This is a genomic window from Dyadobacter sp. 32 (genome assembly GCF_902506755.1).
GTDB lineage: Bacteria > Bacteroidota > Bacteroidia > Cytophagales > Spirosomataceae > Dyadobacter.
Genome location: NZ_LR735258.1, coordinates 3857473 through 3882333, shown reverse-complemented (window position 1 = coordinate 3882333; position 24861 = coordinate 3857473). Strand labels below are relative to the sequence as shown.

Sequence of the window (24861 nt, the reverse complement as noted above, 5' to 3'; positions counted from 1 at the left end):
AGTGGGTTTTCTTTCGGTTTGTGGCTGTAACTTGCAGCAAATTCTCGTCGTTTGACGTAGATATATGTAATTTCAACAGGAATGAGATTACTTATGTTTAGAAAAGTTCGCTTTTGCAGTTGATTTTCCATGACTTACAGGTTCATTATCCTTGCTCTCTTTATATCTATTTCGTCGGTCTATGCGCAGATTGGTGGTAAACAGGCCGTTTCAATTATTCTGGATACCGATATAGGCCCTGATTACGACGATGTTGGTGCGATGGCGGTTTTGCATGCGCTAACCTCACGGGGAGAGGCCAAGCCCCTGGCGGTAATTTCCTGTAATAAAAATGAATTGACTGTCCCCAGTATTGATGTTTTGAATACTTATTTCGGGCGTCCCGAATTGCTTACAGGTGTCCCAAAGGGAAATGCCCCGGATTTTGGAGCGTCGCAAAAGTGGCCGGAAATGCTGGTGGCTAAATATCCCCATAAGATTAAAAAATCATCTGAAGCGCCGGACGCAGTAGAGACGTATCGTAAAATTTTGGTCAAACAACCGGATCAGAGTGTAACGATTGTCACGATTGGTTTTCTTACAAATCTTGCGGATTTGCTGGATTCTGCACCGGATGCAATATCACCGCTCTCGGGCGAATTACTGGTGAGGCGTAAGGTGAAGCAACTGGTATCTATGGCGGGCTCATTTCCTGCGGGGCGCGAGTATAACGTTCACGTGGACTCGTTAGCATCGGAAAAGGTATTTACCAAGTGGCCGACAAATATCGTATTCAGTGGGTTTGAGATTGGTAAAAAGATCAAAACAGGTCTCCGGGTTATTGGCAACGAAGAGCTGTCGAGTCCGGTGAAGGATGTATATGCGCTATCTATGCCACTAAGCAAAGGTGACGCGGACGGGAGAATGAGCTGGGATCAAACAGCCGTACTGGTGGGAATCAGAGGCAATCAGCCTTACTTCGGCGTGAAGCGGGGTAAAATTATTATAGAGGGAGGTAATAACAAATGGCAGGACGATCCGATGGGCCCTCACGCTTATCTTACCGAGGCGATGCCACTTCCCCAGATCACGATGCTCATAGAAGCTTTGATGCAGGAAGGGAACAAATAATTATGTCACTTCCTGCCCCGGGTGGTTTGACTGGTGTTTGAAGGCTAAATGGTTATTGTTTTATTGTTGAGATTTAATGACTAACAATCTTTTCGTCAATAATTTAACTATACAGCCATTTAACCATGCCGAGTATCGGGCCTTCAACTTCTCAAATAACCCAATACGCGTACCATTAGTCACTAGATGACGAGCGCCTCCTCTTTCTGATTCGACCTGAGGTCCCCGGCAGCCGCTCTGATGGTATCAAGATCTTGTCTTAAACGCTGGGTGAAAAGTGCAACGTCGAAGCTGTGCACTACGATATTGGCTCCTTCCTTCATCCACCGGATCTGGCGTTGCGGTTCCAGTGAAAAATGTATTCCGATAGACAAGCCGTGTGACCTGGTTTTGTGAATAATGGTTTTCACGGCTTCTTCGAATAGGGGATGGTCGTATTGTTCAGGAATACCCAGGCTTATGGACAGGTCATGTGGGCCAATAAACACGGCATCCAGGCCTTTCACGGACAACATGACATCCAGTTGTTCCATCGCAGGTACGCTTTCGATGTTGGCGATGCAAATGTTGGAGGCATTAACGCTATTCACATAGTCTTTTACGGCCACAGGTATTTCCAATTCTCCCGTCAGATATTTTTTCAAAAGCTCCCCTTTCAGCGGGCGATACTTGGTTGCACCTACAAGCTCCAGAACCTGTTGGGTAGATTCGAGATAAGGAGCTACTACGCCCAATGCGCCCGCATCAATGGCCTGACAGGCCAGGAAAGCATCCGGTGCAGGGATCCGGACGATGGGGGTGATGTCCAGTGATCGGAATTGCTGGCACAGTGCGGCCATTTCGTTTCGGCTTAGCGGCACATGCTCAGTATCGATAAATACGAAATCCACGCCTGTTTTTTTTACTGCTGCCGGCCACATGGGTGCCGTGGAGGTTATGCAGGTGCCATAGACGTTCTGGCCGCTTTTCATTTTTTCCAATAATCCCATCGTATGAGATGCTTCCATCAATTTATTATTTGTTTATTTCCTTATCAGCCATATTTCCGTCACCTGGGAGCCACGTTCTCCCTCACCGCATGACCACACGAAAGTGACTTTTCCTTTTTTTATGGCCACCTTCGGCAGTTCAAATTCATAAATTGGCTTCTCTCCCGTTTTTATAAAATCGTGGATCAATACGCCATCATCTGTGGTCATTTTCATTCTCGACCGGAATCTGCCTGTATAAGCAATACGAATCGTGTAGGATGCTTCTGGATCCAGGTCGTCGTAATGAATTTTGAGTGGCTGGTCATAGAGCGTTTTAGCCTGCTTCATCCATACGCGCGGCGTTACCTGTCCTTTGAAGCCGGTTGCTTTTATTTCATCCACCCACTCTTCTCCAACCAGCCCTACCCCAAAGCCTATCCGTGGAGACAGCAGGCTCCCCGGGTCTTTTTCCCAGGGTTGGCCAGGTACCACGCGGTACCAGCTTTCAGGGTCTCCAAAATGATCGTAAAAACCTCCCGGGCCTGGATCAGTTCGGTGGAGGATGGTCTGTAAGTAAGTTAGCCGATCCTGTTCTGAGCTCATCTTCTCCATTTTTTCAAACTGGTCAAGTAGCCAGGGCGAGTCATTGAGTGGCATGTTGATCAGGTCTATAAAGTTACCCCTCCCCGACATAGCCCCGTGTTTTTTCATGGTGAGCTGCGCACCAATGCTTTTATAGAGGGAGTCGGCCAATGCGTGGCACTTTGCCTGGTAATCGGGCAGGATAGTTTTTGTCCAGGCTTTTTCCAAAATCAATTTCGCTTTGCTGATCGATTCAAGCGTCGTCCCGCTTTTAGCGTTTTCTAAAATCTCTTTCGCTTCTTGTTCCAACGCGGTTTCATAAATGAGCCTTCGGTGGGTGTAGGAATCAAAATAGGCCCTGATCAGACCCATCTGGAACCGTGCATTCTGCAAGACCTTCAAGGGTGCCTGTTTTTCCATCTGTTGCCACTGCACCAGCGTCCGGTCTATACTTTCGTTGGTGAGTAACTCCCCTTTCCAGTTTCTCTCCAGAGCCAGCAGTCCCTGCGCAAATGACTCTGTAAAATCCGGCCCGATAAACAGGCGTGCATATTCACGGAGCGTTTCGATCACCGGCCTTTCAGGATCCCAGTCCTGATCGCTCCACACAAATTTGTTCACATCGTCGTTGGTCCCTTCGGAATAACTGATGCTCCCTATGCCATATTGATCCAGTGCATTATGGATCGCCTTTTCATCATTCGGCCGCGGATTGATACTTTCACGTCCCGACGTCATGGCAAAGGCCAGATCCCAGTGGGGAACCGGATACTGCGAGCTGTAATTGTGGGTAATGTCCGGGTAATGCCGTATGGGTATGGAAGGCTTTACCAGTTCACGGATTTTGGCAACAGGTAATTTGATCCACGGACCGAAAACCACACCGCCAAACCATGGATACTCCTTATTGACATGCCCGAAAAACGTATCAAACCATTTCTGGGTAGGTCTGAATACCTGTGGCGAGACCCATATCTTTGCATTGGGGTGGTATTTTTTCAGCAATTCTGCCTCCTTTTCGAGCCAGGCAAAAAGGACGTCCGGTTCCAGGTCGCCGGGATCACCTGCCGGAACAAAAACTGCATCCAGCTTTGGTAATATTGAAAATATTTCTTCGCGTTCCTTAAGTTCATTTCTGATCGAATCGGGATGTACATAATCCTTGCCCAGATTGGGATACCACATGGATACATCAAGCCCATATTCCTTACATATTCTGGATTGTTCTACGATCATTTTGATCGCCGGAAGTTTCATGTGTGGACTTGTGAAATCGTCGTCGGTTCGGGGCGGCATAATCTCGATGTGGTTGGCGCCAAACAAAGCCAGGTCCCTGATGTACTGGTCAAACTGCGCGACCGTAAACGCGTCGTAAGCATTCGTTTTAGGACGATATCCAAGCTGATGTCCGCGGATCGGATACCGTGGACTTGTTGCCAGCGCCAGCGCCGATTTTAATCTGATCGACCCTTTTGCAATTTCCAGATTACGAAGCAGGCGCCCCGTTCCGTACAGCAGCCCACGAGCGTCCTTCCCTACCACAAGCACGGTATTCGACTCGGGCAAAGCCAGAAGCTTAAATCCTTCCTTCTGAATTTGGGGTAGCCTGTTCACTGCCGACCGGTAATTTTGCGGCAATTTTGAGAAATCGTTTTCCATGGCCAGGATTATCAACGAGGCCGGTTTTTTTGGCAATGTTTTCAGGGATGACATTTTTATACCGCTGCGCTTTTCTACTTCCTGCTGAAGGATTTCAACTGTTCGAAGCTGTACGTTTTTGTCGGAAACTGTATTGAAGATCTGAGCCTTTGAAAGGTCAATAGCTTGTGCGTGACACTTCTGATTATTCAGTAAAATACAGCTTAAGATAATGATTACAAATTGGGGGAAAGGACGCATGGAGCTAATCAACTATTACAGTTTAATGAATATTTTTCGGCGGTAGAGTAGGTAGGCCGGGATGAAATTGAGGCAGACAAAAAGTAAAGCGTAAGTTAAACTGGCAAGTTCCGGCTTGACGCCACTGCTGATCAACCCGTCTACAAAATGCTGGTTCAGTGTTTTCTTGCCAAAAACATCGATGTAAAATACCAATGCAAGAATATCGGCCAGTACATAAGCGGTGATGGCATTGGCGCCGAAAATAATTCCGGGTTCTGTGCCACGTTTCCTTCCAAGAATGTCAATAATGAAGTAGAGCGCTCCCAGAAGCATAAAATCAAACCCGGCCGTCACCAGCACAAATGAGCTCGTCCAGATGTTTTCATTCACCGGGAACGTGAGTCCCCAGAAATAACCGGCGGCCGCCGTAAAAAGGCCGATGCTCATGAGGTAATTTACTTTTTCTCCAGGCGTGTAGGTGCTGAGCATAAGCCTTCCTGCCAGCATGCCGGCTATGCCGGAAACTAGTGATGGAAACGTGCTGAGAATACCTTCCGGGTCCCAGGTTCCCTGCCACATTTTTCCGGGCATGTACTGCTGATCTACCCAGGCGGCCAGGTTTACCCCCCGTTCCAACATCACTACACCGATGCCCGGTGTGGGAATGAGGGTCATGGCGAGCCAATAAAGGATCAAAATAATGGCTCCCGTAATGGCCTGCTGTTTCCAGGTGGTGTTCAAAAATAAGATAGCACAGAGAAAAAATACGATCGAAATGCGATGTAAAGTGCCTGTGTAACGGAGATTGTCAAATTCAAAGTCGGGCAGCATGTTCAGAAACATTCCGACGGCAAATATTTTCACTGACCTGATGGCAATTTTTTTATAGAGATCGCCTTTTGGGCTATTGACTTTGAGTCTTTTGGAATAAGCAAACGCAATGGATACACCCACGATAAACAGGAAAGTGGGGGCGATAAGGTCGGTGAAGGTCAGACCGTTCCATTGGGTGTGGCGAAGTGTAGGAAACACATATTGCTCGTTTCCCGGGAAATTGACCATGATCATAGCCGCGATGGTAAATCCCCGCATGGCATCCAGGGCAATTAATCGCGAAACACCTGTAGTCTGATTTTTCATTGCGGTCGTTTATGGTTAATACGAACCGGGTTCATTTACGGGCTATCAGTGGTAGCCATCAGTAGGTGTGAAATGTGTAAATTATGAGGAAATGAGGTAGATACGAAAACGCCCGTTGCTCGGGAATGGATGCGCCTCGGAATTGGTTTGGCGCTACTTTTAATTTTGTTTAGTCCAGGGTCTTCAAAAATTTTTGTGCGGTATTCAATAACGATTTCTGTTTTTGAGGATCCATCTTATCAAAGTTTCCCAAGAGCATACCTAGCCGTGGATTCTGCCGAAAGAAGTCCCTATGTACATGCATGAAACGCCAAAATAGAGCATCCCAGATTTCCTGCCAGGGCCCTTTTTCATAATTGCTCATTTTCAGGATGTAATTACTGCCGGCAATATAAGGTTTGGTGGCCAGCAGTCCACCATCTGCAAACTGGCTCATGGCATAGACGTTCGGTACCATCACCCAGTCATAAGCGTCAATAAACAATTCCATAAACCATTGATACACATCATCCGGGTCAAATTCGCACAACAGCATGAAATTCCCAAGAATCATCAAACGCTCGATATGATGACAGTACCCGCTTGCCAGAACCTTCTTAATGGTACTGTCCACAGGCTCGATTCCGGTAGTGCCGTCGTAGAAGGAGCGGGGTATTTTCCGGCGGAAGTTCCAGTAATTTGCTGTCCGGGAAAAAGAACCCTTATACGCATAGAAACCCCGCATGAATTCGCGCCAGCCGATCATCTGACGGATAAAACCTTCCGTCGTGTTCAACGGAATTTTGGCATGCACGGAATATTTCAGCACCTCGTCTACAATAGTCTGAGGGGTGATTAAGCCAACGTTGAGCATCGGGGTCAGGACGCTGTGGTGTAGAATGCTTTCTTCCTTCACGATGGCATCTTCGTAAGGCCCGAATTCCAGAAAACGGTTGGTTAGAAAATCGCTTAACCATTTTTTTGCTGTAATATGGTCTCCCGGATAAAGAGAATATTGGGTGAGATGCCCCGGATTATCGCGGAAGTGCTCCTGAACGTATGTTTTCGCTTCTTCATAAAATTCATTGGTTGCAGGATAGTCAATGTGCGGTGGTCGTTTTTTTCGAGGGTACTTTTTCCGGTTGTCCACATCATAGCTCCATGCGCCACCCACCGGCTCGTTTTGGTCATTTACCAGGATCTGTCGTTTTTTTCGCTCCTGGATGTAAAACGCTGTCTGGAAAAATTTCTTCTTTTTCTCCTGAAAAAATACGCTCAGATCCTCCTTGCTGTTCAGAAACAAAGGATTGGAGTACTCTATAATTTCTATGTTTGCTTTGGCAGCAGCTGAGGCCAGGCGCTTGCCGAGCCAGTCATCGGTGGGGTCGATATAATGTATGCGCGCAATACTTTTTGACTCAAAGTCTGCAACCAACCTCCTTATGTCCGAAAGCGGGTTAGCAGACTCAATATATATTACTTCAACTTTTTTGGATTCCAGGAAAGCAGCATACCATTTCATCGTGGCCCGGTGAAAAGCAATTTTTTGCTTGTGGAAGGCAAACTGGTTGAAATATAAAGTTTCTTCCAGCAGGTAAACGGGGGAGCCGTTTTCTGCAATCGGACTATTTTCGAATAATTGATGCGGAAAAATGATATTCGCTGCTTTCAAATCTTATTCCGGTTACCCCTGCACTTGTCACTGCAATATTTAACCTCATCCCAAACCTTCTCCCATTTTTTTCGCCATGCAAAGGGTCTGCCACACACAATGCATATTTTTTCAGGTAAATGCGCTTTTTTCATCCGTGCATTTGTAAAGAAATCGGTAGGTAGACTTGGCGAATGAATTCGTTTTATGCAAAAAAAGCCACCTCTTTCAAGGCAGCTTTCCAGGAATACTTCTTATGTCACACCTTCGCTACATCCCGCAACGCTTTGATCCGGTCATGAGCAGTATTGATATCCTGTGCCTGTTTACTGATGATTTCAGCGCCAATGGAGAGTTCTCCGCTGCTTAAAGCATCTTTGTAGGCATTTTTGATGGCATCTTCGCCTCGTTCTGCTTCGGACAAGATACTGGCCCGGTCGCTGCCGCCAAATAATGCCTTTACATCAATCCAGGCCCGGTGTAGGGTGCCGCTGACACTCATTTCGGTTTCAAGATGTGGTGCCGACCCTCTGATTGCGGACAGTTCCTGTACATTTTTACGGCTTTGCTGAGCATAATCCTCAAATAGGGTTTTTAAATCTATATTTTCGTCATTGATATCCTCAATTGCTTTTTCAAAACCCGCCACGCGGTCATTGTTGATCTCGATCAGATCGTTAATTATGCCTTGAGCATTTGATGTAGTTGCCATAATGTGTTTATAAATTTTTGTTTGTACGCAGCAAATACGAATACCGTGCCAGGATGTAATGTTACCTCCTGCGGTAGGTTGGCCAATTCAGTTTTCTGGTTTGTTACGTCCACCAGCTTTACATCTTATTTGAAGTAATGTTGTTGCCATATAACTACCTTTGCATTATGGATCAAAATGAAAAGGACAGCACTCAATTTAAGCCCAATGACCACCTGGCCAATGAAAGAACTTATCTGGCGTGGATAAGAACCGGAATCGGCATCATGGCATTTGGCTTTGTGGTTGTCAAATTTTCTTTGTTTGTGAAACAGATAGGTGTGGTTTTTCAGACAAAAATAAACGCGCCTTCCCAGGGTTATTCGGCCATTATCGGTATCGTATTGGTTGCTATGGGTACACTCTCCATCTTGTTTTCTTTCTTTCAGTATAGAAGAGTAGACAAGCAATTAAGAACAGGGACTTATCAGCCTTCTACGGTCCTGACCACGATACTGACGGCTGTTATTTTACTGATTAGTATCATTTTAATTGCTTATCTGCTGCAAAGCATTTGAATTTGGCCTGAGCCGGATTCGGTGTATAAGAGGCATATCTGCGGGCCGCCGATACAAAGTGGGGAGTAAATTTCAGAGATATTGCTTTACCATCTCACGCCAATACCGGGGCTTGTGTGCTTCCTGATCCCAGACATGCATCTTATGAGGCACTGCAATTTGATTCAGAGAGTGACTCAATTGTTCATTGTCCGGCAAAAAGGCATCCTCACGACCTATTACTACTGTGATATCAAGTTTGCGGAGCTGCTGTAGCAACTGAGGATCAGAGATGGCAGGAATAAAGCGATTTGGCATGTTGTAGTAAATATTCTCATCGAAATAGCCATCAAACAGATCCGCAAAAAAAGTCAAAGACTTCGTCAGATCATAACGGGCGCTCATACCCAACACCTTCGTAAAAAAAGTGGGGTGCTTTAATGCTATGGTTACGGCATGATAACCACCCAGGCTGCAACCTGCAGACACCAACCCGGGGTTTTTATTTCTGTTTCTTATAAAAGGGATCACCTCCAGCAATATATATTTTTCATACTGCATGTGCCGGACAATTTTTTTGTCGGGAGGCAAAGGTGAGTAAAAGCTCTCGCAGTCAACGCTGTCTACGCAATAAACCTGAATGTGCCCGGAATTGATCTGCTGGCTCATAGCTTCCACCACCCGCCAGTTTTCCATGTCATAAAAGTGAGCGGATCGGGTGGGGAAAAATATAACCGGTAAACCCCTGTCCCCAAAAACCAGCATCTCCATGTCCCTGCCCAAGGCATGACTGAACCATTTTTGATACGCCCGTTCCATACGGCAAGTATTTAAGGTTGTTTGGATGTTTCGTTCATTTCAATGTGCAGATGGATTGCCTCTTTCCATACCTGATAGCCAGCATGGCTCAAATGCAGGCCGTCGGGCTCAAACAATACTCTGGAAGGTATACCCTGCTTATCTAACATCAGGGGGAATATATCAATGTAGGTCTGTCGCGTATCGGTTAGGGTTTCCTCCCGGATTAACCGGTTGGCTGTTTTGATTTTACCAATCATGTCCCATCTCTGAATACTCGGCTTTATGCTGATAAAATAACATGGAATGCCGCCAAACTTCTTCCAGATCTGCTCTATCAATAGCTTGTAAAAAAGATAAACTTCCTCCGGGTTACGTCCATCTCCCAGGTCGTTGTCGCCAGCATAAATGACTATTCTTTTGGCTGATAGAATGGGCCCGGCAATCCGGTCGAAAAACCAGGAACAGGCAGCAATCGTGGAGCCCCCAAAACCAAGATTTATCGGGTGGTACGCTCTAAAATCGGAATACAATGTGTTCCAGAGTGTGATACTTGAGCTCCCATAAAACAGCGTTTCAGGCTCGTAGGCCAAGCGGCTCAGCTCTTGTTCCACTCGTATCACTTCATCTTCATACCAAATCATATCATTCTATCTATATCAATTCAAGCTCATCCGTGCGGGTTGGCTGTTGTATGCCTGCTTCCTTCCTGGGCCTGCGATTACAGCAGCCTGTAAATGTATCGGGATAGTATTAACTCACCATTAATCAACCTTAAACAATTGGTTATGGAAAGTTTGAACGTTCACTAGCGCCTTACTTACATCGGATGAGTCAAAACTGTACACAGCTAACAATAACATAACATCCAGGAATTATCCGCATAACCGACCCGACCTATCTTTGACACGTCATGCTATCCGTTTTATGTCCGATAAAAAACAACTTCGTTTTAGGCAGACCGTTCTGGTGTTGATCGCATTCTTTTCAGTAAGGATTGCTTCTGATTTTACCGATGGGTTTGGAGCAACAATTGCCGCTGTCCACGCACCTGTTCTATCCCGTGAGGATTATGGGACGTTCTCTGCGATTACCTACAATATTGCGGGTCTGCCACAGTTCATTTCCAGCGCGATCACACCAAGAGCGGAAAGCATTTCGGAAATTGGCAAAAAACTCAACATTTATGACGTTGTCCATGTCCAGGAAGATTTCAGCTACAACGACGCTCTTTATGGGACAGCCAACCAACATCCATTCCGTACAAGAAGTCTGGGAAATGTTCCTTTTGGAGACGGCTTGAATACACTTTCACGATTCCCTCTCCGGGACCTGGAAAGAATCCAATGGGAAGACTGCACGGGGGCAGATTGCCTGACACCGAAGGGGTTTTCGTTCTCTCGCATTGAAGTAGCAGAAAAGCTTTTCATAGATTTTTACAATGTACATATGAATGCCTACAACGATCTGCCAGCTGCCGCTGCAAGAAGGTTAAATATGATGCAACTCTCTTCCTTTATCAAAGGTAAATCCGGTTCCAATGCGGTAGTTATTATGGGAGACCTCAACGGGCACTATGGATATCATTATGACAATATCCGGCTTTTGCTCAATACGCTCGGTCTCAAAGATGCATGGGTTGAACTCAGGTGCCAGGGCAAAGTCCCTCCATCCTCCAGGAAACTTCCGGGAGGCAACATTCTGGCTTTAACGGATACATGCGAGTCAATCGACAAAATTCTTTTTCGGGGTAGCAACGAACTTCAATTGGTGGCTGAGCAATATGCTTTTGAAAAAACACTTTTTACCACCAGCAACGGCACACCGTTATCGGATCACCATCCCGTAAGTGTAAACTTCTCCTGGACACGGTTAAGGAAGTCTAACAAGCGGGTTTTTTGATTTGTGGCCATTGAGTCTGCAAGCCCATTTCAATATTCAGGTTATCTAAACCCAATCCAGCCACTGCAAATTCGTAGCAAGGTTATAATCAATGAATCGTGTCAAAGCCTGTATGTAGCATGATGAAAAAACTGCGTTTCGTACTCCTCTTTCTCTTTACCTGGGTCCTGTGGCTGTTGGTATCGCAATACCTGCTCTGTGCACGATTTCAGTTTGAAGAACCGATGCCCTTCGAAGGAAGTGTGATTTACAATCCTTACGATTCCATTGATGCCCAGAAATGGCTGAAGTGCAATTTTCATGCACATGCGCAAGCCTGGAATGGAATTACCAATGGCCACGGCACTGCCGGTGAGATACATAAGGCCTACAAAGACCTGGATTACCAGATTCATTGTGTGTCAAATTACCATCACATTGACACCACACACGCACACAGGCAAAACTACATCCCGGCTTACGAACATGGCTACAACCTTAGAAAAACACATCAGCTCGTATTGGGAAGCCAAGATGTCCAATGGCTTGATTATCTCTTTCCGCAGACATTGCATAACAAACAACATGTGATCCAACAGTTGGGCGACACAAATTCTGTAATTATACTCAATCACCCGGGGCTAAGAAACGGATACAAGGCAAGTGACTTTTCTTCCCTTGCCGGATATGATTGTATGGAGGTTTTGAACCCCTCTGTTATTTCTACCAGGGAATGGGATGCGGCACTGTCGGCGGGAAAAAAAACCTTTATTGTTGGTAATGACGACATCCACAACGTGATTAAAAGGGAGCGCCTTGGCACTATGTGTACCTATGTAAATGTAAAGGATGAGAACAAACAGCGGGTTTTAGGTGCACTGAGGACAGGAAAAAGTTATGGAGTGGTTTTGGGACAAAAACAGGCAATCGATTCGATTCCGACACTGGTGGCGCTACGTGTCAATACCGACACCATTACCATAAAAATGAGTGCCCGCGCTTGGAAAATATCAATGACAGGCCAGAATGGAAAGGAACTTGCCGCTTTTAACGATACAAATCTGATAAAGTACAAGCTTACCCCAAAAGATCATTATGCACGGGCAACTTTCCAATACAGAAACGGAACTACTGTTTATCTAAACCCGGTGTTCTACACTCCTCATTCCGGGTACAAAGAAACTCTGGTGTATGAAAATATAGGAGAGACCACCTTTTTTCGGACGCTGGGGGTAATCATTCTATTTCTTTGGCTACTGGTGCTCTGGAGCTTTTTTGTAAGACGGCCCCGGATTTACGATAGGAGAAGATTATCGTTAAGGTGAAAACACAGCATTAATTCCAGCGAAATGTTCAATAAAACGTCTACCCGATCTGCACTGGTTCAAATTATCGTTTGTTGTAGTTTGATGCGTTGTGTTCTGGCACTTTTGCTTAACCTGGGAAACGATGAAGTTTACTATTTCACCTATGCCGTACAGCCCGACTGGAATCATTTCGATCACCCTCCACTCGTAGGACTTTTCATCCGTATTTTCACATTTAACCTGCACTGGCTAAATGATCTTTCCATGCGACTTCCAGCCATTGCCGGAGCGGCTATCAATACTTGGTTAATAGCTCAATGCGGGCAAAAGTTAGGAAGCGAAAAGGGCGGTCTTGTGGCGGCCATTCTTTACAACACCTCTGTCTATTGCAGTATTTTGTCGGGTTTGTTCATATTGCCTGATTCTGTCCAGCTGGTGTTCTGGCTGGCATCCTTACACACCATGCTTTCTATGCTGGATACAGATGCGAGCACAGTCAGTCGTAATCGAAACTTACTATGGCTGGGGTGCTGGATCGGGCTGGCCATCATGTCGAAAGTTCACGGTGTTTTTCTTTGGGTAGGGTTTGCCGGTTTCGTATTCACTTCCCGCCTATCTTTGCTGAGAGACCCATTTCTATATGTGTCGCTGGCTATTACTGCGCTTATTGTGTCGCCCATCTTTTTATGGAACATTCAGAATGATTTCATCACCTGGCAGTTCCACAGCAACCGGGTAGCGATCACCGATGGTATTAATCTGATGTCATTGATGGCTACAATGCTTGGGCAGATCGCATACAACAACCCATTCAACATCGCATTGGCAATCCTAGCATTGCTTTCTCTGAGGCGCCGGGAAACAGAAATGTCGCCGAGGATAGCCCTCTTGCTTTGGTGCAGTCTTCCCATCATTGCCGCAACGATTGTTGTTTCCTTATTTCGGCCGACCCTCCCACATTGGAGCGGTCCGGGATTTGCGGGATTGATTTTGTTGTCTTCACATGATGTCTCTAACAATTCCGGGAAAAGTAGGCGTGGCCTCATATCCAAACTTGTGAGTGCTTCTATTGGCCTGATGATCTTTATTGTCGTCGCAGGACTGGCTACGGTTCGCTACTACCCGGGCACGCTTGGTAACAATCTTGCCCCCAACACCGGAGCAGGTGATGCGACCCTGGATATTTATGGATGGGAGCAATTGTTGCCCGAATTCCGGAAAATAAGGCTTGAAGACATGCTGACGCAAACAATGACAGAAGACGCTCCCCTCGTCGTACATAAATGGTTTCCGGGGGCGCATCTTTATTATTATGTAGCCTTCCCGCTTGGGATGAATGTAAGAGGGATGGGTACACTCCATGACCTACATAAATTTATATGGCTAAACGACATGAATCCGCCATTATCCGCCGGTTCATGTGCCTATTTTATCAGTCCGTCAAACAACTTCACAGATCCGTCAGTAATTTACAAAAACCAGTTTGACTCAATTGAACTGGCAGCAAAAATACCCTGTCGGCGTAACGGGAAGTTGGCCCGGTACTGGTATGTATTTCGATTAAAAGGGCTGCTGAAGTAGTTCGACTTCCCTGAGTTTTGATGCCTGTTTCGAAATTCTTCCCTCCAAGTCAGCGCTGTTGGAGACTGGTATGGGCCGGGTAACAAAAGAAGTTCCGGATGGAATGCTTAAAGATTTATTTCACTGGAGACCGGTACGTTTAATAAGCATTGTACTCATTTTTATCAAATGAATTATCCGCTAAATATCTCGCTTAGTGTTTCTTTTCTCAACGGTTTTGAGTAATAGCCCTGCACGTGCGGGTGATTTTCGGCCTTCTCTTTATCTTCGGGATCAATGGATGAGGAAAGGATAAATATTTTGTATTGTGCATGTAGCCCGGGTGGGAATGAACTGAATTTGTCCAGAAACTCCCAGCCATCCATCACGGGCATATTGATATCAAGAAACAGGGCTGTGTCCAAATGCCCGGTTCTCTGGTTATAGTCTTCCTGGATCGACACCAGTGCTTTTTCGGCTTCAGTGAAAAGTTGGATGGTGGCAGCGGGTGCAAAATAAGTAATAACATATTTGCAGATGAGGTTATTACCGGCATCGTCATCGACGACTATGAATCTAGCGGGAAATTTCATAAAGTAGGTGTTCGGAAAGCATTGGAACTAAATTCAATCTTAAACTCGGTGCCTTTATTGACAGCACTTTTTACGGTTATTTTTCCCCCCAGCATTTCCACTTGAGTCTTGACCATAAACAATCCCATTCCTTTTCCTTCCACATGATAGTGGAAGCGTTTGTAGAGGCCAAATACCTCCGATCCTTTGCTGTCCAGATCAATTCCGATACCATTATCCATAAAGGAAAGCGTCACCTGATCCTGATCCAGGCTGCTTTTTATCCTGATCACTGGATCTGTGTCCTTCTGGCGGTATTTGATACTATTCATAATCAGGTTAAAAAAAATGCTGTGTAAATAACTTTTAAGCGTAAACAGCTCGTTGACAGCGCTAAAATCGGTTTCTATCTGTACATTCTCTTTTTCGATGATGTTTTGTATGCTCGAACCAATTTTATCTATAAGCTGCTGCAAGGAAACCGGTTCTCTTTTTTCGCTCACTTCTCTTTTGACCTGTAAAATCGTGTTAAGGTCGGAAACGACATCATCGAGCCGTTTGGCATTCACCAATAGCTCCTTCAAAAACTGTTCCTTTACTTCAGGAGGGTAGTCGTCCTGGTTTACCAGTTCGGTGAGGCCTATGATATTGGCCACCGGGGCACGCAGGTTGTGTGATACAATGTACGAGAATTGTTCCAAGCCCTTGTTGGAGGCGATGAGCTCATCGGTGTATTTGTGAAGATTTTTGTTAAGCTCGTTGAGTTGTGACTCAGAATGCTTACGTTGGGTAATATCCCTGAAGTATATTGACAGACCACTGGCCGACGGATAGGCGGTAACTTCCAGCCAGGTGTTGTCCCTTTCGTAAAGGGATTCAAAATGCTGGATGGTATTTTGCTCAAAGGCCTTTTGGTAAAAAGTATAGAATAAAGAGCCCGTAGCATCGGGAAATATATCCCAGAGGTTTTTGCCCAGTACGCTTTCTTTCGGACAGCTCAGCACAGCCTCAGCCTCTTTGTTCCAGTAGGTAACAATCCAGTTGCGGTCCACTGCGAAAAAGGCATCCCCAATACTTTCAAGTATGATGTTTTTCTCTTCAAGCGCTTTCAGCACCTCGCCTTCGGCCTGTTTCTCTTTGGTAATATCATTAGCAAAACAGGAGAGGCCTACAAGCGTGTTGTTTTCTTTGATAGGATGAATGGAGAATTTGAAATGATTGCGCGTCCCGTTATAAGGAATATCCTTTTCGAATTTCAGGATTTCCCCGGCAAAGGCCCTGGTATTGATTTGCATCCAGTCCGATTCGGACCCCGGATCAAACCTGGTCATGGAATGGCGTACGTCCTGGCCGGGCTGTAAGTCAAGGTCGTACCTTTCTTTCATCATACTTTTAAGTGCGTCGTTATAAGTGATGAAGTTCAGATCTGTGTCCAATGAATAGATCAGTGCATCCGTATTGTTGATGATCGCGTTCATGTTCGACTCTGAGCGCCGGAGCAGGTCTTCAGCCAGTTTTCGATCGGTAATATCCCTCATGGTCAGGCTAAGCCCCGTGATCTCGTTGCTCTCATACACCGGCACGAACATAATGCTTAGCCATTTCCTCTCCCCGTCAATTTGTTCATATGCATAGTCATAGTGCCTGGTCTCGCCTGATAATACACTGCTGATTGTCTTTTCGTAATCAGTGCTTTTGTCTTTGCTCACCGTATCATATAAACAGGCCCCTACCTTAATTTTTTCGCCGGTACTAAGCTTGTAAAAGTCGCTGGCTTTACTATTAAAGTACTTAACCACTGCCTGGGTATCGGCAAGGATAAAACCTTCCGTAGAATTTTCAAAGATTGCCCGCAGGTTGGCTTCCGAACTCCGCAAGGCCTGCTCGGATCTTTCCATCTCCGTTACATCATGCAAAACGCCGTATAAGCTGACAGGTTCTCCCAAGCTATTCAGTTCAACATGGGTTTGCGCATGCAGGTACCTGATTTGCCCATCCTTTCTGATGAGGCGGTAGTAGTAATCCGCGGCCTTCAGGGTATCTAATGCATCCTGGTTCTGTTTAAGTACGTATTCAACATCATCGGGATGTATAAATGACATCCAGGAAGCTACACTTTGGATATTGTCTGTTTGGGACAAACCACAAATACGGCACGCTTCATCTGAGAGTACATGGGTCTGTGTCGCTAAATCGAGCTCCCAACTGCCCAGGTGCGCAATAGCCTGTGCCTGGCTAAGGCGCCTTTCCTTGTGTTTGAGCTGTTGATCAGCCACAATGTTTTCGGTCACGTCACGAAAATTGTCGACAATCCCATTGATAGCGGGTTCGTGCAATAAGTTGGTTACCGTAGCGTCAATCCATCGCCAGGTGCCATCCTTGTGCAGCATCCGACCCGTGTGACCTTGTATGGGTACACCCGGATTAGCAAGTACTTTCGTCATGATTTTAGGTAATTCTTCCAGGTCGTCGGGATGTACGAAAGTAAAAAGGTCCATGCTGAGGATCTCCTGCGGCGTGTATCCCAATACATTTTTAACGGCGGAAGAGACGTAAGTCGGTCGGGTCTCTGCGTTTAGTACGACAACAGCATCGGTACTGTTTTCCACCAGTGTGCGGAAGCGCTTTTCGCTGTTGGTTAACTTTTCAAGCAAGTCCTGTTGCTCCTTCTTGAACTGGTATTTTTCCAGGCTCCGCAGTACAGCGAACGGCAGGCGGCCGGCTTGGTCCTTAATGATGTAATCATCCGCTCCGATCAACAGAAGCTCCCCCGTCATTTCGTCTGATACGGCATTAGAGACAATAATAAAAGGGATTTTCATCCCGCTCTGCCTGGTAATTGCCACTATCTCTGAGCAGTGAATTCCGTTTAAGGTATATTCAGAAAGGATCACATCGGGCTCGAAACCGGTTAATGTCTCTGTATATTGCTTCCTGCTTCCGGCAATTCGTATATCGGCGTTTAACTTGGCTTTGTGTAGTACTTGTCTCGCTGTAACAACCCCGGCCTCTGAGTCTTCAAAGTACAATATTTTCAGACTGCTCATCACTTTTAATGCATTTTAGATATCAAACCTGGGTGAGTTATACGATCTCCCAAATTTTAACAACTGATTATTCTGTTAAAGTAAAATAAATTCGTCAAAAAAAGTGTAAAAATTGATGCATCGGCATGGTGTGTATGCTGGAAGCCGTAACCGTTAAAGGGGAAGGTCTTAAACAAAATGAAGTTTTAACCGATCGTATTAACCATGGTCAGGCTCGTTTACCATGCAAAAAGCCTTTGGAACGAAAAATCAAAGTGATGAGCCGCATGGAACTGTTAATCCATTATCCAACATAGATTTTTTCGTAGTGTAAATTTCAAAATTTAGGTACAGGTTTGCGGCAATGGCACGTTAACAGGATCCGCATTAATTTCGCTTGGTCAGAAGATACCGGATTTCGACGCAAGTAGGTTGACAATCCAACTTGTCGGTTCAGAATATAGGAGAACCACTTTTCAATACGCTTTTCGGGATGGTAGTTCTTTACGTTCATCCCATGGATGTATTGTCGGTTTTTATGAAGTGATTAGTATTCAATGGTTTATGATATGGGGCGTGGTTTCTGAACCCAAAAGGAGGACTTTCAGAGGGAAGTAAGGGGAGCTAGGTTGTGATGGCTTACAAAAGCATTACGGACGATGTATTTGTAAATAGAAAGAAAACAAATCCGTAAATACTTATGCTTCGTTATTTTTCAATGAACTAAATGTTCCTAATTTTGAATGATCACAATATACTTACAAAATAGGTTCAATTTAGTTTACACAATTATGAAAGAAGATTCTCTGGCAAATAAGGTATACAGTGAATTAAGAAAAAAAATTCTTTCAAATCAGCTTGTCTCTGGGTCCAGATTGAAAGAGGATACGTGGGCTCAGAAAATGGAAGTTAGCCGTATAGCCGTTAGGGAGGCGCTCACCAGGCTTATGGGAGAAGGTCTCATTGAATTTGGAGAAAAAGGGGGGTTTTTTGTGAAAACATTGAATGCCGACGACATTAAGGAGATCAGGGAATTGAGAGAGATTTTAGAATTAGGGGCGTTAAGATTGGCTTTTCAGAAAATAGATCAGGTTCAAATTCAAAGGCTGGAGGAAATCTGCGACGATTTCTCCTCAATGGTTCATGGTGGGTATTTTGGAGGTGCGTGCGAGGCGGATGTGAAATTTCATGAAACATTAATTGATGTGTCCAGTAACGAAAAGTTGAAAATCCTGTACCGTACAAGTAATATTCCACTATTTCATCAAAAACTCGGTAAGACTCAGACGCATATGGATGATTATGAGCTCACTGATACAGAGCATAGGCAAATAGTTCAAGCTTTAAAGAGCAAGGATTTGAGGCTCGCAGAAGACGCATTAGCCCGACATTTGTTAAGGGGAGAGATTGAATCATTGGAGCTTTGATTTAATGATACGTTGAGGTCAATGCAGTGCTTTGTAAAAGGCTGATTAGATCTATGCTTAGATGTTGATGGCCATGGTAATGAATGTAGCTCCCTTTTCTGAACTACAAGAGAGCTAACGTTCGTCTTACATGTTGGCCTGGATTTTTCAGCAATTCGATTAATTATAAAACTTATCTATTAACCTATTTCCGTAGCCTTTTGCTGTGGAAATAGGTACGTAATTTCCTTGGATAGCAATAAAATTGGCAGTAAAATCAAAATCTCCAATGGATGATTTGGCTTTAATTCGGAGCTCGTTCTCTGTCTTGTGGTATTGTGAACGAAACCATTTGCGAAACTGGGGCATGGTTAAGATCCTGTCTGTGTGAAAAGGCTATAAAATTCAATTCCACTATTATCGCTCTTTTCGATAAGATACAATCGTGGAATTGAATTCTATATGAACAGAGAACTTACTTCCAGCCTGGATTCTGAACTAACTTTGGATTAAGAGCTAGCTCATTGATCGGAATTGGCCACAGGTAATCTTTGGCCGGATCAAATCTGCGTGTCGAAGCGGTTTGCACCAGAATGAAATTGTTGTCGTCAACAATAGGCTTCTGGGTTCCAAATCCATCCGGGAAATAGTAACATCCAAGCACCGGTTTTGGTAACTCTATTTCGGCTGTTTTCCAACGTATAATGTCCCAGTAGCGGAGTCCTTCCATCGTAAACTCAACCCTACGTTCTCTTCTGATCTCCTCCCGCATGTTAAGGCCGTTGGCGGCAACAAATGAGTTGGTTAAGCTTGGGATTCCAGCTCTTGCTCTTATGAGATTGAGACTTAGGTCCAGATCTGCATCCGAAATATTTTCGTTCAGTTCGTATACAGCCTCCGCATAAGTTGCCAGGACTTCTGCGTAGCGTATAATCGGCAAATCAATAAAGGACTGGTTGTTGTTCGGAGCGAGTTGATCAGCGGCATTTATAAACTTTCGGAAACAAAACCCTGTAGTATGATACACGAGTTGAGGGAATGTATAGCCTGTATTCTGGAAATATTGATCGCCCTGTTTCATTACAGTTGCACTAAGACGAGGATCCCTGTTGGCAAATATTTCGGTATGACCTTTAGGGGTTGTATATAGCGGAGACTTGCTGATCGGAAGACCGTCTTTCATCAGATATGAATCAATTAGCACCTTAGTAGGATTGCTGGAGCCGTTAATGATCGAACCAATATTATGGCTAAGGATCTGATCGGTCATCGAGTTTCCATATTGCCGTACAAGTATATTTTCAGGGTTCTGTCTTCCTTCACCTGCATATTGGAACAAATTGAAATAATCTGATAATAAACTGTGTTCCTTGCTGTCTATAACATCTTTTGCTGCTTTCGCGGCCAGGTTAAGGTGTTTGGCAGGCTCTCCATATTTGTGAAATTTTGCTCGTGTGCCTTCAAACAATGCTGCTCGGGCTTTAAGTGCAAGTGCGGCAGTTTTGGTAATACGCCCATAATTAGTCGTGGATCCTCTTTGTGTTGCAGTAGGCAGTTTACTGCTTGATGCATCCAGATCATTGTAGATAGCATCAATTACCTGCGCTCGCGGAGTTGCCGGGCTGGTCAGTTCTTCGGAGTCTTCACTGAGGGTGGTAAGTACCAATGGGACGTCTCCGTATTTCTGTAACAGCTGGAGATACGCCCAGGCTCTAAAGAAGCGAGCTTCTGCGACGTAAATGTCAACTGTAGCAGGTACCACACCTGCGCTCAGGGCAAGTGCTGATTTTTCGATGATATTATTGGCTGCCCTGATTACCAAATACGGGGAACTGTAGTCAGTTGCGGTTGCCGGAGGCAGCCGGGTGCCAGAGCTGATATCATTTGCTACCATAGCAAATCCGTCGTCTGACCAGTTGTCGGATGTTGTAGGCATGGTAGGTAGAAATGTATATAGGTAATTTGCTGCAGCCCTCAGGTCGTTTTCACTTTTCCAAAACGATTCATCGCTAACTGTATTTTCAGGCAGCCGGTCAATTTCACAGGCCGAAACTAAAAAAAAGAAAAGCAGATATTGAATTTTAAATTTTTTCATTTCATACAAAATTTATATGGATATAAAACACTTTCTTAAGGAATGATAGTAACCTTTAGAAGTTAAGATTTAGGCCTACCGACACGTTGGAGTATAGAGGGTACTGGTAGCTGGTATTGTTGCTAAATTCAGGACTGAATACACCTTTGAAAATCCCAAGACCGGAAAAGGTGAGTAAGTCTTGTCCGCTAACGAAGATACGGGCATTGGATATTTTTGCTTTCTGTGTCAATTTAGCAGGCAGGGAATATCCCATCTGGAGATTTTTAAGCCGGATGTACCGTCCATTGAGTATCCATTTGTCTGCACGGCGATAGTTATGTCCTCCTCCAACGTAGGGGCGGGGGAAATAGGCATCCCGATTATCTTCGGTCCAGTAATCCTGCTGGAAGGACATCGGATTGTTCCATTGTGCATCCTGAGGGTTTAAATAGGCTACGTTAGGAAAAAATGTCCGCGAACCTACTCCCTGGAAGAAAACGGATAGGTCTATACCTTTCCAGGATAAGCCACCAGTAATACCAAATGTGTAACGGGGCTGATCTGATCCCAAATAGACAAGGTCCCCATGGTCTTCGGGGGTAGCACTTCCTACGGAGATAACTTTATCCCCGTTAAGATCAAGGTATTTGATATCTCCCGCGCTGGTTAGTGCGTTCTGGTATGCCCAGTCGGCTACCTCTGATTTATCCTGGAAAAAGCCATCTGTTTTGAATCCCCATATTGAGTTGAGGGGATATCCTTCCAGAATGCTGGTAATTCCTTCGTAGATTATTTTTTGCCCGGAGTAGCTGAGAAGCTTATTCTGGTTGTCTGACAGGTTGAAACCTATGTTGTAGTTGAAGCCATTACCAATTGTGTTCTTATGGTTAATGTCGAGCTCCCAGCCCCAGGACTTCAGCTCTCCGTTGTTTCTTCTGGATGTGTTGATTCCGATCGTGGATGGATATAACTGAGGGGTAAGCATATTTTTGTTATACTTAACGTAATAGTCGGCAGAAACAGTCAGTCTGTTTTTAAACAGTGCGAAATCTAGTCCGATATTGCTCGTTTCGATAGTTTCCCAGGTCAGAGTTGGTGAGGGCAGAATGTTCTGGTAAAAATACATGGATCGCACTCCTCCCAATACCAGGTTATTAGCTCTGGTGAGCATATTAAGGTAGTCATAGTTTCCGATCACGCTACCCAGGGCGCTACCCAACTGCCCCCATGAAGCCCTAAGTTTCAGCGCACTAATAAAATCAGCACGTGGGAACCATGTTTCACTGTTTATATTCCAACCTGCCGAAACGGCAGGAAATACTTTCAATCTGGATCCGGCGGGAAGGCGGGAGGTCTCATCAGCCCTTAGCGTGGCCTCAAACAAGTATTTATCCGCGAAGCTATAGTTAATACGCCCGAAATAAGACCGGTTTGCGTAGGTGCTGATAGCCTGGCTGTTTACCTTGGTTGCATCATCTCCCAGGTTAAGTGCGGGAAGGTCATTGCTGGCAAGGCTTTTCGCTGAAGAAAAAACCTGCGAGTAGCGATAATCCTCATACTGGTGGCCGGCCATGGCATGAAACACATGGTTTTTGCCGAGGGTGAGATCGTAGTCCAGTATGAATTGGAGATTTTTGTTGGTAGTGAGCTCATTGGTAACTTCATACGAATTGGGGTTATTTACATAATATACTGGTGCGTATCGTTGCCAGGTTGTAATGGTTCGCCTGAACAAATTACGGTCACCTCGTCCGTAAAGCCCACCAAACACAGCACGTGCCTGGAGCCCTTTTACCAGGTTGGCTACCTTTACGGTGAACACCCCATCGAAATTATTGTTGTCATAATTATTGTATCCTCCTTCCATAAGATGTGCATAGGCCATATTCGCAGATGATGTACCTGCTCCGCTCAAACGACCTTCTGGCGTAAAAATGGGCCAGCGACTCCGGTACCGCAAGGTCTGGTTCATCAGGGTAGAGGCACTTTGCGACGATGCTTCCTGCTGCTGATTGGTGTAGGCTAGACGAGTTTCGATGGAAAGATGTTTTGTAAGCTCGATCCCCAGGTTGATACGGGCGTTATACCTGTTCAGCTTATCGGGGCCAACTCTGAAAGCGCCCTGCTGATCCATCAAACCGAGCGATACAAGATAGTTCACCTTGTCGGTGCCACCTCTTACAGATAGGTTGTGCGACTGCATATCCGTATAATCCCTGATGAGCTGTTTGACAAAGCTTTTCTGATTGAGATAAATGTAAGAGTTGGTATCAGCCGGGTTGACATAGTACTCAGTTCCTTTCCGAATCAAGTCAAGCTCCATGTCATTGAATGCAGGGTTAAGTCCTGCATTTTTGTTGGACAAGTTGGCATAAGTAGCTTCATCAATAAGCGCCATACGTTGAGGCACGTCCTGCATCCAGCTTTTGCCATACATCATTGAATAGTTGAATACTGGTTTTCCGGCTTTCCCCTTTTTTGTTGTAACCAGAATTACGCCACCGGCAGCTTGTGCTCCATATATTGCAGCCACAGCTGCATCCTTTAGTACACTGATGGATTCTACATCATTTGGGTTCATGGTCTGGAGAGTTGAAATGGGGACGGTTACCCCATCCAGCAAAACCAATGGATTTATGTTCCCATTGGCTGAAGTAGCTCCACGGATCTGCATGGTAATGTTTTCAGCCCCCGGTTGGCCCGAAGTACGGGTGACGATCAATCCCGGAGTGGTCCCTTGCATAGCCGTAGCAAGATTGCTTACCGGTCTGTTTTCAATCGCTTTTGAGTCAATTGTGGACACAGAACCTGTCAGGTTAATCTTTTTCTGAGTACCATATCCCACTACAACAACTTCATTTAGCGATTCCTGGCTCTGTTTTAATGATACTTTCAATGAAGTTTTGTTTCCAACTTGCATTTGCTTTTTCTCATAACCAATAAAGGAGAAGACCAGGATGTCTGTAACCGAAACGCCGAGTTTGAGTTGCCCGTCAGAATTGGTGCTTGATCCTTTATTAGTACCCTTAATTGTTACATTCACGCCCGGAATAGGCGACTGATTGAGGCTGTCTACTACGGATATAACGACTTCCCTGCTTTCCTGAGCATAAGTCAGTACCGGCATACAGGCAAGCAGCAACAAAACCTTAGTAATCGATCTTAAATAGTAGACCTTTGGTCGTTTCATAGTTTATTTTGATTAAAGGTTAAAAAAGGAAAATGTAAAATTTTATTGGAGTAGTGTACGTACCCGTAATTCAACAGAACAGTCTTAAATAATATGCGGACGCCTGGAATTGAGATGATCTTTGTGTGTCATCTTAAGGTCAAGCGGCTTGTTGGCTTCTGGACGGTGATATATGGAGGTGCGTTCCTGTTATCACACTATTTTGTTTTACTTAAATTAAGTTTACAAATATATTATTTTTTTGTATACTAAAAATTCCAAACTATTTTTTTTGAAATGATTATGCGGGGCGAGTGATATTGTGGTGTAGATAATGGACGTAATGAATATTAGTCCGTAATGGTTTTTGTTTAATGCTTTTTGGGTGAGCAAATTGAAGTTGCGGCGGCAGATGTTATTTTGCCGGATTTTATAATTCTTGACCGCGGAAATATAAAGGGTTGCAGATACTGTGGCTGTTAGTGTGATGGTTTCTTATTGCT

At 44.9% G+C, this 24861-nt stretch carries 18 protein-coding genes; 6 read left to right on the top strand and 12 right to left on the bottom strand.

Features of this window, described 5'->3' with window-relative positions; translation table 11 throughout:
* Window positions 1-129 precede the first annotated feature (129 nt).
* Window positions 130-1110, top strand: a complete 981-nt coding sequence (locus DYADSP32_RS15725; RefSeq protein WP_149241850.1) for a nucleoside hydrolase — start codon at window positions 130-132, stop codon at window positions 1108-1110.
* 182 nt (window positions 1111-1292) lie between these two features.
* Here the strand turns inward: DYADSP32_RS15725 and DYADSP32_RS15720 are convergent, their stop codons facing one another.
* The 6 genes from DYADSP32_RS15720 to DYADSP32_RS15695 all read right to left on the bottom strand — a co-directional run bounded on the left by DYADSP32_RS15720 (window position 1293) and on the right by DYADSP32_RS15695 (window position 8026).
* Window positions 1293-2117 (bottom strand): aldolase/citrate lyase family protein, encoded by an 825-nt coding sequence (locus DYADSP32_RS15720; RefSeq protein WP_149244820.1) that lies wholly within the window; start codon window positions 2115-2117, stop codon window positions 1293-1295.
* A gap of 15 nt (window positions 2118-2132) precedes the next feature.
* Window positions 2133-4562 (bottom strand): alpha-glucuronidase family glycosyl hydrolase, encoded by a 2430-nt coding sequence (locus DYADSP32_RS15715; protein ID WP_149241851.1) that lies wholly within the window; start codon window positions 4560-4562, stop codon window positions 2133-2135.
* Between the two features lie 15 nt (window positions 4563-4577).
* Window positions 4578-5684, bottom strand: coding sequence for a heparan-alpha-glucosaminide N-acetyltransferase domain-containing protein (locus tag DYADSP32_RS15710; protein WP_149241852.1), 1107 nt, complete (start codon window positions 5682-5684; stop codon window positions 4578-4580).
* A gap of 169 nt (window positions 5685-5853) precedes the next feature.
* Window positions 5854-7335: a cryptochrome/photolyase family protein gene (locus tag DYADSP32_RS15705; RefSeq protein WP_149241853.1), complete on the bottom strand. Its 1482-nt coding sequence runs from the start codon at window positions 7333-7335 to the stop codon at window positions 5854-5856.
* On the bottom strand, window positions 7332-7469 hold the full coding sequence (locus tag DYADSP32_RS15700; RefSeq protein WP_149241854.1) for a DUF2256 domain-containing protein: 138 nt from the start codon (window positions 7467-7469) through the stop codon (window positions 7332-7334). The genes DYADSP32_RS15705 and DYADSP32_RS15700 overlap by 4 nt, the downstream gene beginning before the upstream one ends.
* Window positions 7470-7573: 104 nt before the next feature.
* Window positions 7574-8026, bottom strand: coding sequence for a ferritin-like domain-containing protein (locus tag DYADSP32_RS15695; RefSeq protein ID WP_149241855.1), 453 nt, complete (start codon window positions 8024-8026; stop codon window positions 7574-7576).
* Window positions 8027-8193: 167 nt separating this feature from the next.
* On the opposite strand from DYADSP32_RS15695, the gene DYADSP32_RS15690 reads away from it, so the two are divergent.
* Window positions 8194-8583 carry a DUF202 domain-containing protein gene (locus DYADSP32_RS15690; RefSeq protein WP_149241856.1) on the top strand — a complete coding sequence of 130 codons (390 nt, stop codon included), beginning with the start codon at window positions 8194-8196 and terminating at the stop codon, window positions 8581-8583.
* Window positions 8584-8655: 72 nt separating this feature from the next.
* Here DYADSP32_RS15690 and DYADSP32_RS15685 read toward each other — a convergent pair whose 3' ends face one another.
* Window positions 8656-9381 carry an esterase family protein gene (locus tag DYADSP32_RS15685; RefSeq protein WP_149241857.1) on the bottom strand — a complete coding sequence of 242 codons (726 nt, stop codon included), beginning with the start codon at window positions 9379-9381 and terminating at the stop codon, window positions 8656-8658.
* An 11-nt stretch (window positions 9382-9392) separates the two neighbouring features.
* On the bottom strand, window positions 9393-10004 hold the full coding sequence (locus DYADSP32_RS15680; RefSeq protein WP_149241858.1) for a GDSL-type esterase/lipase family protein: 612 nt from the start codon (window positions 10002-10004) through the stop codon (window positions 9393-9395).
* Between the two features lie 283 nt (window positions 10005-10287).
* Here DYADSP32_RS15680 and DYADSP32_RS15675 point away from each other — a divergent pair, with 283 nt between their 5' ends.
* The 3 genes from DYADSP32_RS15675 (at window position 10288) to DYADSP32_RS15665 (ending at window position 14129) form a co-directional block, all read left to right on the top strand.
* Window positions 10288-11262 (top strand): endonuclease, encoded by a 975-nt coding sequence (locus DYADSP32_RS15675; protein WP_149241859.1) that lies wholly within the window; start codon window positions 10288-10290, stop codon window positions 11260-11262.
* Between the two features lie 119 nt (window positions 11263-11381).
* Entirely contained in the window at window positions 11382-12566 is a 1185-nt protein-coding gene (locus tag DYADSP32_RS15670; RefSeq protein ID WP_149241860.1) for a hypothetical protein, read from the top strand.
* A gap of 24 nt (window positions 12567-12590) precedes the next feature.
* The gene (locus DYADSP32_RS15665) at window positions 12591-14129 is read left to right on the top strand and encodes a glycosyltransferase family 39 protein (protein ID WP_149241861.1); all 1539 of its coding nucleotides are present in this window, start codon (window positions 12591-12593) and stop codon (window positions 14127-14129) included.
* 173 nt (window positions 14130-14302) lie between these two features.
* Here the strand turns inward: DYADSP32_RS15665 and DYADSP32_RS15660 are convergent, their stop codons facing one another.
* Together DYADSP32_RS15660 and DYADSP32_RS15655 are read right to left on the bottom strand one after the other, a co-directional pair.
* On the bottom strand, window positions 14303-14701 hold the full coding sequence (locus tag DYADSP32_RS15660) for a response regulator (protein ID WP_149241862.1): 399 nt from the start codon (window positions 14699-14701) through the stop codon (window positions 14303-14305).
* Window positions 14698-17727, bottom strand: a complete 3030-nt coding sequence (locus DYADSP32_RS15655; RefSeq protein ID WP_149241863.1) for a PAS domain S-box protein — start codon at window positions 17725-17727, stop codon at window positions 14698-14700. The genes DYADSP32_RS15660 and DYADSP32_RS15655 overlap by 4 nt, the downstream gene beginning before the upstream one ends.
* A 722-nt stretch (window positions 17728-18449) precedes the next feature.
* Between DYADSP32_RS15655 and DYADSP32_RS15650 the strand changes: the two genes are divergently transcribed.
* The gene (locus DYADSP32_RS15650) at window positions 18450-19133 is read left to right on the top strand and encodes a GntR family transcriptional regulator (RefSeq protein WP_414617812.1); all 684 of its coding nucleotides are present in this window, start codon (window positions 18450-18452) and stop codon (window positions 19131-19133) included.
* 454 nt (window positions 19134-19587) lie between these two features.
* Here DYADSP32_RS15650 and DYADSP32_RS15645 read toward each other — a convergent pair whose 3' ends face one another.
* Complete coding sequence (locus DYADSP32_RS15645; RefSeq protein WP_149241864.1) at window positions 19588-21207, bottom strand: RagB/SusD family nutrient uptake outer membrane protein; 1620 nt, start codon at window positions 21205-21207, stop codon at window positions 19588-19590.
* A 55-nt stretch (window positions 21208-21262) separates the two neighbouring features.
* The gene (locus DYADSP32_RS15640; RefSeq protein ID WP_149241865.1) at window positions 21263-24379 is read right to left on the bottom strand and encodes a SusC/RagA family TonB-linked outer membrane protein; all 3117 of its coding nucleotides are present in this window, start codon (window positions 24377-24379) and stop codon (window positions 21263-21265) included.
* Window positions 24380-24861: the final 482 nt, after the last annotated feature.